14 protein-coding genes are annotated in these 14,552 nt (G+C 36.8%); 5 read left to right on the top strand and 9 right to left on the bottom strand.

Going from position 1 to position 14,552, the window contains the following annotated elements:
- Position 1: 1 nt before the first annotated feature.
- Complete coding sequence (locus F8153_RS05800; protein ID WP_192929681.1) at positions 2-631, bottom strand: TetR/AcrR family transcriptional regulator; 630 nt, start codon at positions 629-631, stop codon at positions 2-4.
- Between the two features lie 905 nt (positions 632-1,536).
- On the opposite strand from F8153_RS05800, the gene F8153_RS05795 reads away from it, so the two are divergent.
- The 4 genes from F8153_RS05795 (at position 1,537) to F8153_RS16025 (ending at position 2,437) form a co-directional block, all read left to right on the top strand.
- Entirely contained in the window at positions 1,537-1,719 is a 183-nt protein-coding gene (locus F8153_RS05795) for a hypothetical protein (protein ID WP_151865423.1), read from the top strand.
- 63 nt (positions 1,720-1,782) lie between these two features.
- Positions 1,783-1,968 carry a hypothetical protein gene (locus F8153_RS05790; RefSeq protein WP_151865422.1) on the top strand — a complete coding sequence of 62 codons (186 nt, stop codon included), beginning with the start codon at positions 1,783-1,785 and terminating at the stop codon, positions 1,966-1,968.
- A 27-nt stretch (positions 1,969-1,995) separates the two neighbouring features.
- Positions 1,996-2,163, top strand: a complete 168-nt coding sequence (locus F8153_RS16030) for a hypothetical protein (protein ID WP_192929680.1) — start codon at positions 1,996-1,998, stop codon at positions 2,161-2,163.
- Positions 2,164-2,263: 100 nt separating this feature from the next.
- Entirely contained in the window at positions 2,264-2,437 is a 174-nt protein-coding gene (locus F8153_RS16025) for a hypothetical protein (RefSeq protein ID WP_192929679.1), read from the top strand.
- An 85-nt stretch (positions 2,438-2,522) separates the two neighbouring features.
- Here the strand turns inward: F8153_RS16025 and F8153_RS05785 are convergent, their stop codons facing one another.
- Both F8153_RS05785 and F8153_RS05780 read right to left on the bottom strand, forming a co-directional pair.
- A complete protein-coding gene (locus F8153_RS05785) occupies positions 2,523-2,672 on the bottom strand; it encodes a helix-turn-helix domain-containing protein (RefSeq protein WP_243136907.1) in 150 nt (49 codons plus the stop codon).
- A 190-nt stretch (positions 2,673-2,862) separates the two neighbouring features.
- Positions 2,863-5,196 (bottom strand): ATP-dependent DNA helicase, encoded by a 2,334-nt coding sequence (locus F8153_RS05780; protein ID WP_207707694.1) that lies wholly within the window; start codon positions 5,194-5,196, stop codon positions 2,863-2,865.
- A gap of 376 nt (positions 5,197-5,572) precedes the next feature.
- Between F8153_RS05780 and F8153_RS05775 the strand changes: the two genes are divergently transcribed.
- On the top strand, positions 5,573-6,805 hold the full coding sequence (locus tag F8153_RS05775) for an aminopeptidase (RefSeq protein WP_151865420.1): 1,233 nt from the start codon (positions 5,573-5,575) through the stop codon (positions 6,803-6,805).
- A gap of 45 nt (positions 6,806-6,850) precedes the next feature.
- Here F8153_RS05775 and F8153_RS05770 read toward each other — a convergent pair whose 3' ends face one another.
- From F8153_RS05770 to gcvPA, 6 genes are all read right to left on the bottom strand, one after another.
- Entirely contained in the window at positions 6,851-8,614 is a 1,764-nt protein-coding gene (locus F8153_RS05770) for a lytic transglycosylase domain-containing protein (RefSeq protein WP_151865419.1), read from the bottom strand.
- 407 nt (positions 8,615-9,021) lie between these two features.
- The gene (msrA, locus tag F8153_RS05765; RefSeq protein WP_151865418.1) at positions 9,022-9,504 is read right to left on the bottom strand and encodes a peptide-methionine (S)-S-oxide reductase MsrA; all 483 of its coding nucleotides are present in this window, start codon (positions 9,502-9,504) and stop codon (positions 9,022-9,024) included.
- 282 nt (positions 9,505-9,786) lie between these two features.
- Positions 9,787-10,644 carry a lipoyl synthase gene (gene lipA, locus F8153_RS05760; RefSeq protein WP_151865417.1) on the bottom strand — a complete coding sequence of 286 codons (858 nt, stop codon included), beginning with the start codon at positions 10,642-10,644 and terminating at the stop codon, positions 9,787-9,789.
- Positions 10,644-11,327, bottom strand: a complete 684-nt coding sequence (gene lipB, locus F8153_RS05755) for a lipoyl(octanoyl) transferase LipB (RefSeq protein WP_151865416.1) — start codon at positions 11,325-11,327, stop codon at positions 10,644-10,646. The genes lipA and lipB overlap by 1 nt, the downstream gene beginning before the upstream one ends.
- A 429-nt stretch (positions 11,328-11,756) precedes the next feature.
- The gene (gene gcvPB, locus F8153_RS05750; protein ID WP_151865415.1) at positions 11,757-13,211 is read right to left on the bottom strand and encodes an aminomethyl-transferring glycine dehydrogenase subunit GcvPB; all 1,455 of its coding nucleotides are present in this window, start codon (positions 13,209-13,211) and stop codon (positions 11,757-11,759) included.
- A complete protein-coding gene (gene gcvPA / locus F8153_RS05745) occupies positions 13,211-14,551 on the bottom strand; it encodes an aminomethyl-transferring glycine dehydrogenase subunit GcvPA (protein ID WP_151865414.1) in 1,341 nt (446 codons plus the stop codon). The genes gcvPB and gcvPA overlap by 1 nt, the downstream gene beginning before the upstream one ends.
- Position 14,552 lies beyond the last annotated feature (1 nt).

Genomic DNA, 14,552 nt, shown 5'->3' with positions numbered 1-14,552 from the left:
TCTAATCTCCTCCCTCACTATAAATTCCCCTTCTTAATACCTTCAAATACTCCTCTAAGCCCTTTATGTATTCTTCTTTTAGGCTTTCTATAGGCTTATTCATATTAAATGACTTAGCAAACTCCTTATTATATCCTTCAAGGATCCATTGAAGGGCCTTTATAGCTGTGGCTTTGTCTACCTTTAGAATAGAAAAGTCACAGCCCTCCATTAAACACATAAAGGTATCCTCTGCTCTAACTGAATATTTTGAGAGGAGTTTTTTTGACAGCTCTGAATTATTATCCATAAAGGCATCTTTAAAAATCTTGAAAAGATTAGGCTCTTTAATATAAGCATCTAACTCAACAGCAGCTAATAATACAACCCTTTCTATAAGATCAAGGGGAAGCTTCTTGATATCTACCTTTATTGTATTTAAAACTTCTTGTATGGCTAGATCTACTATGAATAAGTATAAATCTTCCTTGGTTTTAAAATATTTGAATAGACTTCCTTTAGAGATCCCCATTTCTTCTACCATTCTGTTTGTTGAACTATTTTCATAGCCATATTCAGCAAACTCCTTTATAGCCACCTGAATGATTCGATTTCTTTTGCTCTCCTTTATATTTAGGAATACATCATTCATTGAAATCATCTCCCTTTTCAACTTAATGACCACATGGTCATTTTAGTATACTTTATAGAATATGTCAACGGTTATTATTACATGCCAGATGATTCCAAATAATCTAAAAATTACAGTATTATTACAAATGCTTTTTAGGGGTTGCTAAAAAATCTATTACCAATTATAATGAAAAAGTAGTAAAAATTAGAAATTAAATTTCCGAAGGGAGGTCGTGCACAGATGATTATGTTAATGAGTAAGGGAAGAGATTTCTACGGTTGCCAATTAAATATTGATGCACGGCTTGTGTTTCTGACATAATATACAAGATAGTTTTGTTGTTGGAACCATGGGTCGTATCACTATGAACCTATGGTTTTGTTATGTTTTTGAGGAATTACCTTCAATACATACTTATTAATGGTGCTTTTGAAGCCATGGGTTCAACCCTGGCTTCTTTTTATTTGAATTTCTAAGTATAACAAACTGTTTTAAGGGAGATGATAGCATGGTGTTTCAAATAATGGCTTTAAGTAAAGGATTAAAAATAATAATTTAGTTAGGTTAATACATATTTTATCTAGGGGATTTTACCAAAAAATTAATAGAAATTAATAATCATTTAACCTTTCTAGTTATTAAATGTTGGATAATCATAGTATGTTATCTAAATAAGAGGAGGCTGATGAATGTGTCAGTAAAGAATTTTAGATTAAAAATGAGTTCAATTCATATAGATCTCGATATAAAGAAAAGCTTGAAGGCTGATATATGAAAAGACAAAAAGCTATTAAGGCTGGAGCATTGATAGGGGAAGCTCTAGAAAGAAAAGAAAGCTATATTTTAGATTCATCTATAAACCAAATATTGTAGTTTTCAGGGCCAAAGAAGTTTGAAAAAGGGTTATGGGAGGTAGATATAAAATGTCATTAGAAATAAAAATTCGTTCCTATAGTATAAGCTTAGACATTAAGAAGTATTTAAGGGAAAGTAGTTTAAGATTGAAGAGGGCCATCCAGGCTGAAGCTAGAGTAGATGAAGACTCTAGAAGAAAAGATGCTTACCTCAATGAGTTTACAATAAATTTTATTTCAGTAGCAAAATAGAACTTGAGGTAATATGCTGTAATTGGCCCAAGGGGTAGGGTGTAATAGAGGAGGTAGATATAAATGACAGCAATGAACTTATCATTAAAAATTAGCTCTTTTCATATGAACCTTGATATTAATAAATCTGTAGCAGAAAATCATACCAAGCAACAAAGAGCAATAGAAGCAGAAATCAATATCAATGAAGCTTTGAAAAGACAGGAAAGTTATTTAAAAGATTTTTCAATGGATTTTGTCAGAATGTAAAAATTAAAATAATGGAGGTAGATATAAATGTCTGTAATCAATTTATCATTAGGGATTATAAATTTAGATATAAAAAGAAATATAACTGAGAGAAATATGAAGCTGCAAAAATCCTTACAAACAGAGGAAAGAATAACTGAAGCCCTTAGAAAAAAGGATGAATATCATAGAAATATTGCTATGAATCTATTTTAATTACGGGAAAGGGTAAATACCATGAAGAAGAAAAGATTGAAAAATTATAAAACAAGACTCACATTTTTTAATGAGGATTTAATAATAGGAGGTTTTAATAATGAGAAATTTAAAATTTAAAATAGGATCTTATAACTTTAATATTAAGATTAATACTGCAACTAGTTATGACGAAGCTGCATTAGTAAAAGAACGGTTGCTTCACGAAGTTGAAGAAAGCCGACAAAAGGCCTTAGACAGCTATACTTCATTTAATCTGTCTAGGGTAATGTAAATAAAACTGTGCTTAAGCAAAAAAATTAGTTCTTTTCTATGCAAGAATTAAGTGCTTACCATAATGGTAAGCACTTGTTTTGTTTTTATTCTGCCTTTAGTATCAACTCATCGATCTTTGCTCCTAGCACCTCTGCGATGGATATCACTTTGTTTAAAGAAGGATTTATTTTGGTTCCCCTTTCCAGCTCTTCTATATAGCTTTTGGATATCTGTGTGAACTTCGAGACATCCAATGTGGTTTAACCTTTCATTCTTCGTAGTTCTCTAATCTTTAAACCATTTAGCATAATAACATCCCTCCGTAAATTTTAATAACCTGCGGGTAGTCAATCTTAAGGAGCAAATTTATTATATTAATTATATTGTATAACAAAAATCAATATGATTCATTACACAAATGTTAACAATTTTTTCTTTTTAACACTACACCTTCCAAAATTCCATAACATCCTTATTTACATTTGAAATATTAACTTCCTTCCTTCGTCTCCAGGCCTTAGGAAATAAGTTGTAATATCCCGGAGATATATACCGATCGTCTATTAATAAAACCATCCCCCGATCCTCTTCTGTCCGAATAACCCTACCGGCAGCCTGTAAAACCTTATTCATTCCTGGAAACTTATAGGCATAATCAAAGCCGCATCCCCTAGTATCATCAAAGTACTTCTTTATCAGATTGGTTTCAAAGGATAGCTGGGGCAATCCTACTCCCACCACCATTGCACCTATAAGCCGATCTCCCACCAAATCTATACCCTCTGAAAAAATCCCCCCTAGTACGGAAAACCCGATAAGAACCTCATGATTTCGGGGTTTAAATACCTCTAGAAAGGCCTCCCTTTCTTCTTCCTTCATCTCTGTTTCTTGCTTTATAATTTTATAATTGGGATACTTATTAACGAAAACCTCCATAACGGAATGCATGTATTTATAAGATGGGAAGAAGACAAGATAATTACCCATTCTTTCCTTTACCATATGATGAATGTATTCTGCAATTCCTTCATAACTTTCATGACGATGATAATATCTTGTAGAAATATCCTTTGCAACCAAGAGGCATAGATTCTCTTCCTTGAAGGGAGATTCTAGCATAAGGATGTTGTCCTCCTCCCTTCCACCCAATATATATTTAAAATAAGCCATAGGAGTTAAGGTTGCTGAGAAGAATACTCCACTACTTACACGTTTTAAAACGGATGCCAAAAGCTTTGAGGGATCCATGGCAAAAAGCTTTAGCTTCATGTCCTTATCCTCTGTAGAATAATAAGTAACATAACCCTCATGATAGAACTCTGCGATTCTTAAAAATGCCAAAATATCAAAATACAACTGAAGAAAATCCTCCTCAACTTCAATATCCTTAAGCTCTCCAAACCAAGTGTCACACTCTGTAATGAATTTCTTCATCAAAGGATAGAAGGCCACCGGCTCTTCCTTTTCTGCAACTTCTATTGTTGCCATGGATTTCTTTTTGTCTAGCATCAATGAATTAAGCTTATTTAGACTCTTAGCAATTTCTTTGTTTTTGGTTTTGATATACCTATTCCCTTCCAAGATCTTCCCTTTATAAATTTCAGCCGAATACATCATCCTAGCTCTATCCACTAGATTATGGGCTTCATCCACCAATAAAGTATATTTATTCCCTATAGGGTCCTCGAAGAAACGTTTTAGATATACTCTAGGGTCAAATACATAATTATAGTCACAAATAATACAGTCAGACCACAGTGTCAACTCTAAAGAAAATTCAAAGGGGCAAATGGAGTGTTTTCTAGCATATTCTTCGATTGTACCTCTGTCGTAGCTTTCTCTTTGGAAGATTTCCTTTAAAGCATCCTTTAATCGATTGTAATAGCCCTTTGCAAAGCTGCAATCCTGAGGATTACAGTTACTTTCCTTTTCAAAGCATATTTTATCCTTGGCAGTTAAGGTAACGAATTTAAGCCGTAAGCCCTTTTTAACCATTTTATATATGGCTTCCTCCGCCACCTGTCTTGTTATGGTCTTAGCAGTTAAGTAGAAGATTTTAGTCACCCTACCCTCAGCCATTGCCTTTACAGTCGGAAAAATACTGGAGATGGTTTTTCCTATTCCTGTGGGAGCTTGAATAAATACCCGCTTCTTCTCCTTAATGGTCTTATAAACGGCTACAGCCATTTTTCGTTGACCTTTTCTATAGCTTTCGAAGGGGAATTCTAGGTTTAATATGGATTCATCTCTAACTGTTTCCCATTGCTTAATGGTATCAGCCCAGTAAAAGTACTCTTCTAATAGCGAAAAAAAGAAGGTTTCCAGTTCTATTAATGTGTAGAGCCTCTTATATCTTTTTATTTCTTCAGTTTTAATATGATAATAAGTAAGCTGTATATTCATTTCAATGAGATTGTTTTGCAACGCATAAATATAGCCATAACATTTCCCTTGGGCCCAATGGAGTTGGTTATAGTTCTCATGAAGATCTTCTACAGGGATGGTGATGGTTTTGATTTCATCTATCACTAGACCCTCATCTCTCTTTAGTACACCATCTATACGTCCGGTTAAATTAAAAATGATGTTCTTATAATCAACACTATGCTTTATATAAACCTCTGCTTCATCCTGAGGTAGATAACATTTTTGTAGCTTTTGATGACCCCGTGTTCCCTCTTGGCCTCGATTGGGACCTTGGAAGGTTAAGTCCAAGTCTCCCCCCATGAGGACAAACTCCACTAGCTCTCTTATGGCGATGTTGATTTCTTTATTCATATCTATAGCCATTCCCTTCTAGGAATTAATTGAATAGGATCTTTTGTAGATTAATGAATCAGAGATTTGGTTATCTGCTTATTTTTCTCAATCCTTGAATTTGTTTTAGAGCTTCGAGGAATCGTAGCATCCATAATTCAACATTCAACATTTAACATTTAACATTCATTTTTTGTATATGAAAGCTTCCAATTTTTCAATTTTCAACTTTCAACTTGCAATTTCTATACTCCTTTAAAGTATATCAAACAAGTCTGTGTCGAACAAGTGTTTCTATAGCAGGGTAAATCCATGATTCGTATGGGTAATATTTGTTTTCTTATATAAACATGATACAATATATACAAATAAATTTTTTTATATGGAGGGAATAGAAATGGAAAATTTTAAGGCCATGCTAAAAAAGTATGCCCATTTAGCCGTGAAGGTGGGAGTTAATATTCAAGAGGGTCAAACTCTTATTCTACAAACCCCAACAGCTGCTACAGAATTTGCCAGAGAAGTAACCAGGGCTGCCTATGAAGCTGGGGCTAAAAACGTACATATAGAGTGGAACGATGAGGATTGTACATTAATAAGATATCTTTTAGCTCCTGAAGAAACCTTAAAGACGGTACCCCAATGGAAGATCAATGGATTATTAGAAATGGTTAAGGAGGGGGCTGCTTATTTATCTATTTCTGCTACCAACCCTGACCTTTTAAAGGAAGTGGATCCTGAAAGGGTAGCAATGGTAAATAAAGCATCTGCAGTTGCATCTAAGGAACTAAGAAGTTACATACAATCTGGCAATACATGCTGGGGAGTTGTATCAGTACCCACCAATGAATGGGCTTCGAAGGTTTTCCCAGAGGTTAACCCTCAGGATAGGGTTGATTTATTATGGGAAAAGATTTTTAAGATTACCCGAGTTAATCAGGAGGATCCCATTAAGGCTTGGCAGGATCATTTGGGGCTCCTTAAGGAAAGGCTAGAATACCTAAACGATAAATCCTTTAAGAAGCTCTATCTAAAGGCGCCAGGAACAGATTTAATCATTGAGCTTCCGGAAGACCATATATGGATAGGCGGAGGAATGCATAGCAACAATGACATAGAATTTGTACCAAATATGCCAACTGAAGAGGTATTTACAATGCCTTTGAAGGAAGGTGTTCATGGTGTCGTAACCAGTACAAAGCCTCTAAACTATGGTGGTAAGCTAATTGATCAATTCTCAATCACCTTTGAAAAGGGTAGAATTGTTGATTTCACAGCTGAAATAGGCTATGAAACCCTTAAAAAGATGATCGAAACCGATGAGGGCTCCCATTATCTAGGAGAAATAGCCCTTGTCCCTCATAATTCACCGGTTTCAAACTCAAATATTATATTCTACAATACTTTGTTTGATGAAAATGCTTCTAATCATCTAGCCATTGGTATGGCCTATCCCCTAAGCATTAAGGATGGCGGAAAGCTTAGCCATGAGGAATTAGAAAAGAAGGGGGCCAATACAAGTTTGATTCATGTAGACTTTATGATTGGTTCCCCAGATATGGATATAGATGGAGAAACCTCCGATGGAAGCAAATTACCTATTTTTAGAAGGGGTAATTGGGCAATATAATAAACTAAAAGCTACTGAATTAATTTCATTTCAGTAGCTTTTTTTCTACTCTTGATATAACCACTTATATGTGTAATAGGAGTTCTTTACCTTTGTTATATACCTTCTGGTTTCCAGGAAGGTTATTGCCGTCGGAAAGCCCTCTTTAGTTGAACCAAGATGGGTTCTACTCCACTTCCTAACATTACCCGGTCCACCATTGTAGGCAGCCAGAGCTCTATCCATGTCTCCCTCAAAGGAGTTTAACATTAATTTTATATAATAGGCCCCAAAACGTATATTAATTTCTGGGTTCAACAGGTGACTATCATTGAAATCTACCTTTAGCCTAGAAGCAATATCTTCTCCAGTTGCAGGCATAATTTGCATGAGGCCAACTGCTCCTACCCTCGAAAAGACCTCTGGTCTATAGTGGCTTTCCTCCCTCATAACAGCCCAAATAAGATAAGGATCTATTTGAAATTCCTCTGCAGCCTTCATAACCAATTCTTCAAAGGGTCTTTGGTAAGCTAATTGATATCCTTCAAGGGTGGGTTCCTCCCTTATGGCTCTAATTCCCCATATTACCCCTCTATAATACTGAGCTCTCTCTACATTTTCTCTTCCAAGGTATAGCTTTTCTTGATTAGTTGCAAATTTTTCTCCAATAGAATGTTCTATGTTTGCCATCTCCAATAAGCCCTCATCCAAATAATCTTCATAGCGTTGAAGGAATTCAGGTCTCCTGAAGGCAGAAGGCTGTAGACTTGGCCATTGTGGCTCCACTCCAATGGCAGCTGACCATGCTGGGGATTTCTTGAGAAGGTTTACAATCTCTTCATCTACGGGCTTCTGTAATTCCTTTTGGAGGATATAAGCCCTATAGGCCGAATCCTCGTGATAGGAACCTTCCATATAGGCTAGCCTTTTATATACCTCTAGGGCTTCCTCTTTACGATTTAGTTCATCTAGTAGTCTAGCTCCCCGCCAAAGAGAAACATCTGAATCACTGGTAACATATGCATTGGCAGCCTCTAAGTTTCTATTCAACCCTTCTAGGAGTAAACCAAAGCGATAGCTTCCCTTCCCATCAAGGTCTTCATATACAGCCATTGCCTCCTCCAGCTTACCAACTGTCTCCAAAGCCCTGCCGTACCACCAATAAATTTCTTTATCAGATATAATCACTTCCTTAATATCTTGAAAAATCTCTAGACCGGCATCATAATCTCCACTGGATGTCAATAGCAAGGCATACAAGCTTTTATACAAGGGATCATTCTCTGAATCCTGAAGCTCCTCTTGAAGGTATTCGGTAGCTGCAGTAAAGTGCTTAGCAACTATCAATTGTCTAGCAATTTCCCATTTATTCTTTCCCAATTGCAGCAGAGAACCAATGGCATCTTCAGCTGGCAAGAGGTTTATATAAGCCTCTATTGCTTCTTGGGTATATTCCCATTCCATTAAGCCTTCAGCTAAACTAAATTGAAGGTCCTGATTTACAAATAAATCCAAAGCCCTTTTGTAGTGTGATGTGTAATCCTCACCCCTACCTTTAAGCTTTTCTGCAAGGATGATATTAGCCCGGTAACCAGTGGCATTCTTTAAATCAACAAGGCTTTTTAGTTTTTCTATTGCTGCTTCACTGTTATCCTCCCTTAGCTTTTCTAGAAGCTGATATTCCTCAACTGCCCCCTTCACATCGTAGGAGTAGGGATCAGCCTGTACCTCTATGATATTTACACTTTGGATCCTATCTCTAAAAACCATAACAGCCAATACTATCACAATAATCAATAGGCATATGATCCCAGCCTTTAATAATTTCATAATTGAACATTCCCCTTTAATTGCTTTTTTATCACTAATTCTACATTCTTCATTCCTAATTCTTCATCGTTCTTTAACACTACTTTTTTTCACTACTTCTTCATTCTTCATTTTTCATTCTTCATTCTTAATTCATTCTTAATTCTTAATTCTTAATTCTTAATTCTTAATTCTTAATTGTTCTTTAATACTTATTCTACAAATAGTTTTACATCCCTTGCTTTTTAGACTTAAAAAAACAGGGAATAGTTCCCTGTTCAGATTGAAGACAAAATGTTCAAGATGTAGACTGATCAAAAACTGTCAGATGGGAGGCGTAAAAAAAGTCAGCGATTGCAGCGTATACAGAAATACGTAAGATTGCTGACTTTTTGCAACAACAAAGCAGATGATAGTTTTTCATCAGTCTAATCAAATTTGCTTAAATCTATATGACAATACCCACCAGGATTCTTTTCAAGATATTTTTGATGGTACTCCTCTGCAGGGTAGTAACTCTTTAAGGCCTCTACCTCTGTTACTATATCATCTTGATACTTCTGTGCCTCTTCTTCTTTAGACTTCATGATGGTGTCTAAATCCTGTTCATCAACATAGAATATACCACTTCTGTATTGATGGCCCACATCTGGCCCTTGCCTATTGATGGCGGTGGGGTCGATAATTTTCCAAAAACGATTTAAAAGCTCCTTAAGGGATATAACTCCTTCGTCGTATTTTATTTTGCATACCTCAGCATGACCTGTAAAGGATGTACAAACCTCTTTATAGGTGGGATTCTCCACATGACCATTGGCATAACCCACCTCAGTGTCTACTACTCCATTAATTCTTTTGAAGTATGCCTCCACACCCCAAAAACACCCTCCAGCCAACACAATTTCCTTCATATAGATTCCCTCCAGACTTAAAATTTTAATCAGAATTAATATAATTGAAAATAAAAGCAATGGATTAATTATTTTCCTTAGCATACTGATTAATAAAGTTAAGGAAATAAGCAATCTTGTAATTCAACTATATTATATAATGATTAGAATGAATTGTCGACTCCAATAAAGGAACTATAAATAGTATATTTCTATTCTACAGAATCTATAAATGCTTCGTTATCGAAGCTACAATAATTCAACATTCAACATTTAACATTCAACATTAATCTTCATATACTACTATTTCCCCTCCATCATCTCAGCGGCATTATAGGAGCTTCTAACAAGGGGACTTGAGGCAACAGCTGAAAAACCCAGTTTTATGCCTATTTCCTTATACCTTTCAAAGGTCTCGGGGGTTACATATTCTACCAGTGGATAGTAGTCTCTCCCAGGGGGAAGATATTGTCCAACGGTAAGAAAGTCGCAGCCCACCTCTCTTAAATCCTTCATTACCTTTGTAACCTCTTTTTCAGTTTCTCCCATACCTACCATAATTCCTGACTTTGTATAAATCCTATTATTAATTTCCTTCACCTGCTTTATGAGATTTAAAGACTGCTTGTAATCTGCCATTGGCCGAACATCGTCATATAATCGGGGAACGGTTTCAACATTATGATTGATTATGTGGGGCTGTGCCAGTACAACCTTTTTTAAGGCTTCCTCACTTCCTCTGAAATCAGGTATTAATACCTCTATAATCATATTAGCATCTTTTAGTTTTATGGCATTTATTACAGCAGCAAAATGACTGGCACCTCCATCGGGAAGGTCATCCCTCGTTACAGAGGTAACCACTACATGCTTTAACCCTAGCTTAACTGAAGCCTCAGCTACATTATTGGCCTCCATTTCATCTACAGGTTGAAGCTCTCCATGGGAAATATTGCAAAACCTACAATTTCTCGAGCATTCCCTACCTAGTATCATAAAGGTGGCGGTTTTTTTGCTGTAACACTCCAGCTTATTAGGACAGTTAGCCTCCTGACAAACGGTATTCAGAGAATAATCCGAAAGAATGGTTTTTACATAGTCTAGGTTTTGACCTTGGGGTACCTTAATCCTAAGCCAAGATGGTTTTCTTTTTAATGTCATTATACATCCCTCCCCAGCAAGCTATCAAGTTGAACCCTCACCAAATCATCATAACCAAACACCTCTAAAAAGTAGGATGAAACTTCATGAGCAGTGATATCAAAGTCTATAGGTCTTCCCATTAGCTTCTCCATAGAGGTTACCCCTTTGTTGGTTATGCCACAGGGAACAATGTAGTTAAAGTGCTGTAGGATGGTATTGATATTAAAGGCAAAACCATGCATGGTTACCCCCCGCTTAACAGCTAAACCAATAGCTGTAATTTTATTGTTTCCTACCCATACTCCAGTATGCTCCTCGTCCCTACCTGCTTCTATTTGATATCCATCCTTTAATAGACGAATAAATACCTCTTCTAGGCCCCTCACAAAGTTCCTTATTGTAATGGGAAGGTTCTTTATATCAACTATAGGATATCCCACCAGCTGTCCTGGTCCGTGATAGGTAACATCTCCTCCACGATTGGTCTCGTACAGTTGGATTCCTTCTTTATCCATTAATTCCTTCGATATTATAATATTGGCTTCCTCAGCCCTTCTCCCCAAAGTAATCACAGATGGGTGCTCAACTAATATTAAAGTATCGTCTATTTCACCCTTTTGCCTTTTTTCCAAAAGCTTATATTGAACTTCCAATGCTCTATCATATTGACACTTTCCCAAATCCAGAAGATTTAGCTTCATACCCTTCTACTCCTTTATAGCAACACCTCCCCTTTCAGGGGAGGTGTTAAAATTATTGCCCTACTATTAGCTGAAATATCTCAACTCTTATCAACTAAAGCTACGCAACCAACTGGTAGCGATAAATCAATATAGCCTTATCATTCTTTTCTTTAATATCTCCCTTTAATATAAGGGCATTTTCACCAGTTTCCAGCTTTACAGAGCTACCCTCTAAGGACTTGATATAGTCCCTTAAACCATTTGCAATACTAGGATCTACTTCCTCCTTGACGCCCCAGGCGACTGCAAGTACACTTGCAAGATTTCAGGTGGAGCAAGCATTGGCTTTTCTTTCCTCAAGGGAGTTTAGAATACTCTCCTCTAGTGCCCTTCCAATGTTTACGTCTCGAGCAAAGGTCATCCTTTTCACCCCCTTCTCTAGTGGTATTATTTAGTGTATTTTAAAATTAAATCTCTAGCTGCTTTAGCTTCATCAACTCTCCTTACATCGGTATCATAAGGAGCATTTTTCAACAAGGATGGTTTTTCAGAAGCTTCTTCGGCTATTTTAATCATTACATCAGCGAAGCCATCAAGGGTTTCTAACCCTTCTGTTTCTGTAGGTTCTATCATTATAGCTCCATCAACAATTAGTGGGAAATAAACCGTTGGTGGATGATAGCCATAATCCAATAATCTCTTAGCAACATCTAAAGTAGACACATCCATGGTATCAGCCTGTAAGCCTCCAAGAACAAATTCATGCTTGCAAACCTGGTCTATTGGAAGATAATAATGCTCCTTTAATCTATGCATTAAATAATTGGCATTTAATACAGCCATTTCGCTTACATTCTTTAATCCCTTACCCATGGTTTTAATATAGGTGTAGGCCCTCACCAGCATACCAAAGTGTCCATAGAAGCCCTTAACCTTTCCAATGGATAAAGGTCTATCGTAATCAAGGTAATAACCCTTTTCATTTTTCTCCACCAATGGTGCCGGTAGGAACTGAACTAAGTCTTCCCTTACACCAATAGGTCCACTGCCAGGACCACCTCCACCGTGGGGAGTTGAAAAGGTTTTATGAAGATTATAGTGAAGTACATCAAAGCCCATATCTCCAGGCCTTGCATAGCCCATAATCGCATTCATATTAGCACCATCATAGTAAAGAAGTCCACCGGCCTCATGAACCAAATCTGCGATTTCTTTAATATTGGTTTCAAATAGACCTAAGGTACTAGGATTTGTTAACATCAAGCCAGCAATCTCATCACTTAAAGCTGCCTTTAGGCTTTCAATATCCACAGCACCATCTTTTGTAGATTTAATTTCAACAATATCATATCCGACTACTGCAGCTGTGGCAGGGTTGGTTCCGTGGGCAGAGTCGGGGACAATTATTTTTGTTCTTTTTGTATCTCCCCTATGTTGATGGTAGGCCTTTATTACCATTAGACCTGCCATTTCCCCATGGGCACCTGCAGCTGGTTGAAGACTCATCCTAGCCATCCCTGCTATTTCGGCAAGCATCTTATCTAGGTTATACATTAACTCCAAGGCTCCTTGAATTGTTTCCTGGGGTTGATATGGATGAAGGGTTGCAAATTCCGCCATAGCAGCCATATCTTCATTTATTTTGGGATTATATTTCATAGTACAGGAACCTAATGGATAGAAGCCTGTATCAACACCATAGTTTTTATTAGATAGTAGGGTATAGTGACGGATTACATCCACCTCACTAACCTCTGGTAGCTCCACATCTTCATTCCTTAAAAAATCTGAAGGAATCAGGGAATCTGTCGATTTATTGTCGGCCTCCCAGCTGGGTAATTGATAACCCTTGTTGCCCTTCTTAGATACTTCAAAAATCAATTTAGTATAGGTCCTTTTCACTATATCACCTCCATTACCTTAATAAGCTTATCGATTTCTTCTTTAGTTCTTTTTTCAGTTACACAGAAAAGCAATCCATTCTTTAATTCTTTATAATCTTTATCTAACTGATAGCCACCAAGGATCTTATTTTTAATTAGCTCCTCATTAACCTTGTCTCCAGCTATATCACTGGTTACTGCAAATTCCTTAAAGAAGGGCTTATTAAACAATGGCTTATATTTTCCTGATTTAATCATTTCATTGTAGGTGTAGTGAGCCTTCTGAAGACTTTGCTCAGCTACCTCCTTTAAACCCTTTTTCCCCATAGTTACAAGATATATAGCTGCCATTAATGCAACCAAGCCTTGGTTAGAGCATATGTTAGAGGTTGCTTTATATCTTCTGATATGCTGCTCCCTTGCTTGAAGGGTTAGAACAAAGGCTCTTTTACCATCCACATCTGTAGATTGACCCACAATCCTACCGGGCATTTTTCTCATCAGCTTACTGGTTGCTGCTAGTATTCCTAGGTGGGGTCCACCATAATTCATATTATTACCCAGAGATTGACCTTCACCTGCTACGATATCCGCACCTAAATCTGCTGGGCTCTTTAATATTCCTAAAGAAATAGGATCAACGTACATAATTAGGTTGGCTTTATTTTCATGGGTGATCCTTTCAACATCTGTCATATCTTCTATAATTCCGAAGAAGTTTGGACTCTGAAGGATGACTGCCGCAGTGTCTTTATCTACTAAGGATTTAAGAGAATCGGTATCCGTTACTCCATCCCTCATTCCCACCTCTACTAGTTCAATATCTCGAAAGTGGAGATAGGTTTTAAGAACCCTTCTTACCTCTGGATGAAGGGTTATTGAAGCAATTACCTTCTTTCTTCTGGTACTATCACAGGCCATTATGGCTCCTTCTGCACAAGCGGTGGGTCCATCATACATGGATGCATTGGTGACATCCATACCAGTAAGGCTACAAATCATGGTCTGATATTCGAATATAGCCTGTAGGGTACCTTGACTAATTTCTGGCTGATAAGGGGTATAGGCTGTATAAAACTCAGACCTTCCAGCTAAATGCTTTACAATGGAAGGAATGTAATGATCATAGGCACCTGCTCCTAAGAAACAGGCAAAATCATTAGCAGCCTTATTTTTTGAAGCTAATTCCTTCATATGGGCAACAATCTCCAATTCAGACATTGGCGGGTCAAGGGCTAAATCCCTCTTGAGTTTAATTCCATCTGGTATGTCGATAAACAAATCTTCTATTCGACTTATGCCTATTTTATCCATCATAAGAAGAATATCAGCCTTTGTATTTGGTATATACCTAGACATA

The sequence above is a fragment of the Alkaliphilus serpentinus genome (assembly GCF_009017255.1).
Lineage (GTDB): Bacteria > Bacillota > Clostridia > Peptostreptococcales > Natronincolaceae > Alkaliphilus_D > Alkaliphilus_D serpentinus.
This window is presented reverse-complemented; position numbering and strand designations above follow the sequence as displayed.

Coding starts and splice junctions, on each gene's coding strand:
- gcvPA (WP_151865414.1), bottom strand. CDS start 14,551: ATGTCTAGGTATATACCAAATACAAAGGCTGATATTCTTCTTATGATG.
- F8153_RS05775 (WP_151865420.1), top strand. CDS start 5,573: ATGGAAAATTTTAAGGCCATGCTAAAAAAGTATGCCCATTTAGCCGTG.
- F8153_RS05790 (WP_151865422.1), top strand. CDS start 1,783: ATGACAGCAATGAACTTATCATTAAAAATTAGCTCTTTTCATATGAAC.
- F8153_RS05795 (WP_151865423.1), top strand. CDS start 1,537: ATGTCATTAGAAATAAAAATTCGTTCCTATAGTATAAGCTTAGACATT.
- F8153_RS05800 (WP_192929681.1), bottom strand. CDS start 631: ATGAATGATGTATTCCTAAATATAAAGGAGAGCAAAAGAAATCGAATC.
- lipA (WP_151865417.1), bottom strand. CDS start 10,644: ATGACATTAAAAAGAAAACCATCTTGGCTTAGGATTAAGGTACCCCAA.
- F8153_RS05770 (WP_151865419.1), bottom strand. CDS start 8,614: ATGAAATTATTAAAGGCTGGGATCATATGCCTATTGATTATTGTGATA.
- lipB (WP_151865416.1), bottom strand. CDS start 11,327: ATGAAGCTAAATCTTCTGGATTTGGGAAAGTGTCAATATGATAGAGCA.
- F8153_RS16025 (WP_192929679.1), top strand. CDS start 2,264: ATGAGAAATTTAAAATTTAAAATAGGATCTTATAACTTTAATATTAAG.
- F8153_RS16030 (WP_192929680.1), top strand. CDS start 1,996: ATGTCTGTAATCAATTTATCATTAGGGATTATAAATTTAGATATAAAA.
- msrA (WP_151865418.1), bottom strand. CDS start 9,504: ATGAAGGAAATTGTGTTGGCTGGAGGGTGTTTTTGGGGTGTGGAGGCA.
- F8153_RS05780 (WP_207707694.1), bottom strand. CDS start 5,196: ATGAATAAAGAAATCAACATCGCCATAAGAGAGCTAGTGGAGTTTGTC.